This window comes from Streptomyces flavofungini, assembly GCF_041028215.1.
Taxonomy (GTDB): domain Bacteria; phylum Actinomycetota; class Actinomycetes; order Streptomycetales; family Streptomycetaceae; genus Streptomyces; species Streptomyces flavofungini_B.
Genome location: NZ_JASKYR010001109.1, coordinates 1 through 2,121, shown reverse-complemented (window position 1 = coordinate 2,121; position 2,121 = coordinate 1). Strand labels below are relative to the sequence as shown.

Below are 2,121 nucleotides of genomic sequence, written 5' to 3'. Positions count from 1 at the left end.
CGCCCGAGCCGCGCTGGATGAGCCGCGYCGGCAGCTCGACCCGCTCCGGGGCCCCGGACGCGCCGTCGAGCTGCCGGAAGAGCCGCTCCGCCGCCGTCCTGCCGATCTGGGCCGCGTCCTGCGCGACGACGGTCACGCCGGGTTCGAGCAGATCCGCGAGTTCGATGTCGTCGAAGCCGACCAGCGCCACCGGGCGGTCGAGCGCGGCCAGGACCCGTACGACCGTCACGGTCACCCGGTTGTTGCCCGCGAAGATCGCCGTCACCGGCTCGGGGCTGCCCAGCATCTCCTCGGCCGCCCTCCGCACCCGCTCCGGGTCGGTCAGGCCGAGCGAGACCCACGCCTCGTCGACCGGGATCTCCGCGTCCTCCATCGCGGCACGGTAGCCGCGCAGGCGTTCTATCGAGGTGTGGATGCGCGGCTGGTCGCCGATGAAGCCGATCCGGCGGTGTCCGTGCGCGATGAGGTGCGCCACGCCGTCGCGCGCCCCGCCGAAGCTGTCGGAGAGCACCGCGTCGGCGTCGATCTTCCCGGCGGGCCGGTCGACGAATACCGTCGCGACACCGGCGGCGATCTCCGGTTCCAGATAGCGGTGGTCGTCACCGGCCGGAATGATCACGAGACCGTCGACCCGGCGCGCGCAGAGCGCGAGCACCAGCTCCTGCTCGCGGTCCGGGTCCTCGGCGCTCGATCCGTTGATCAGCAGCGCACCGTGCGCCCGCGCGACCTCTTCGACGGCGCGGCTCAGGGGGCCGTAGAACGGGTCGGCGAGGTCTTCGAGCACCAGCCCGATACTGGCCGTGCGGCCCTTGCGCAGCACGCGCGCGCTGTCGTTGCGCCGGAAGCCGAGGGCCTCGATGGCCTCCTGCACGCGCCGTTCGGTGTCGGGGGTGACGCCCGGTTCGCCGTTGACGACACGGGAGACCGTCTTCAGGCCGACTCCCGCGCGTGCGGCGACGTCCTTCATGGTCGGACGGTTGCCGTAGCGGCTGGCGGGTCGTCTGGCGGCGGTCTCTGCCACGGTGCGCTGTCCTGTCCTGTCGTCCATCGGGTCGTCCATGAGCATGTGGCGTCGAGCATAGGGCCTGGACAACGTTGTCAGATGCAAGGGAGACTGACCTTCGCACTCTCCGGCCTGCTCATACACAGGAGACCCGACACAGATGCACATGGACCTCGTCGCCGCACTCGACATCGGCGGCACCAAGATCGCCGGCGCCCTGGTGGACCGCGGGGGGCGCATACTGCTGCGCGCCCAGCGGCCGACCCCCGCGCGCGAGGACGGCGACACGGTGATGCGGGCGGTCGAGGAGGTCCTCGGCGAGCTGACCGCCAGCGGTCTCTGGGGCGGAGCGGCCGCCGTCGGCATCGGCAGCGCGGGCCCGGTGGACGCCTCGGCGGGCACGGTCAGCCCCGTCAACGTCCCCGGCTGGCGCGGCTACCCCCTGGTCGACCGGGTGCGCGCCGTCACCGGCGGCCTCCCCGTGGCGCTGGTCGGCGACGGCGTGGCCATGACGGCCGCCGAGCACTGGCAGGGCGCCGCGCGCGGCCACGACAACGCCCTCTGCCTCGTCGTCTCGACCGGCGTCGGCGGCGGCCTCGTCCTCGGCGGCAAGCTGCACCCCGGCCCCACGGGGAACGCGGGCCACATCGGTCACATCAGCGTCGACCTCGACGGCGACCCCTGCCCGTGCGGTGCCCGCGGCTGCGTCGAACGCATCGCCAGCGGCCCGAACATCGCCCGCCGCGCGGTGGCGGACGGCTGGCGCCCCGGCCCCGACGGCGACACCTCGGCGGCGGCGGTGGCCGACGCCGCCCGCGCGGGCGACCCGGTGGCCATCGCCTCCTTCGAGCGCGCGGCCAAGGCGCTCGCCGCGGGCATCGCCGCCACGGCCACGCTCGTCGAGATCGACATCGCGGTGATCGGCGGCGGAGTGGGCAAGGCGGGCGACGTCCTCTTCACCCCGCTGCGCCGCTCACTGCGCGAGTACGCCACGCTCTCCTTCGTACGGGACCTCACCGTGGCGCCCGCGCTGATGGGCACGGACGCGGGGCTCGTGGGGGCGGCCGCGGCGGCGCTGAGCGGTGAGGTGAGCGGTGAGGTGAGCGGGGCTGGTGGGG

The 2,121-nt window shown here is 74.2% G+C and carries 2 protein-coding genes; one reads left to right on the top strand and one right to left on the bottom strand.

The features are described 5' to 3' along the window. Window positions 1-1,048: LacI family DNA-binding transcriptional regulator (locus tag AB8Z36_RS38855; RefSeq protein ID WP_369218075.1), on the bottom strand; the 1,048-nt coding region annotated here is incomplete at its 3' end. A 115-nt stretch (window positions 1,049-1,163) separates the two neighbouring features. Here AB8Z36_RS38855 and AB8Z36_RS38850 point away from each other — a divergent pair. After that, the coding region (locus AB8Z36_RS38850) for an ROK family protein (protein ID WP_369218074.1) at window positions 1,164-2,121 on the top strand (958 nt) is incomplete at its 3' end.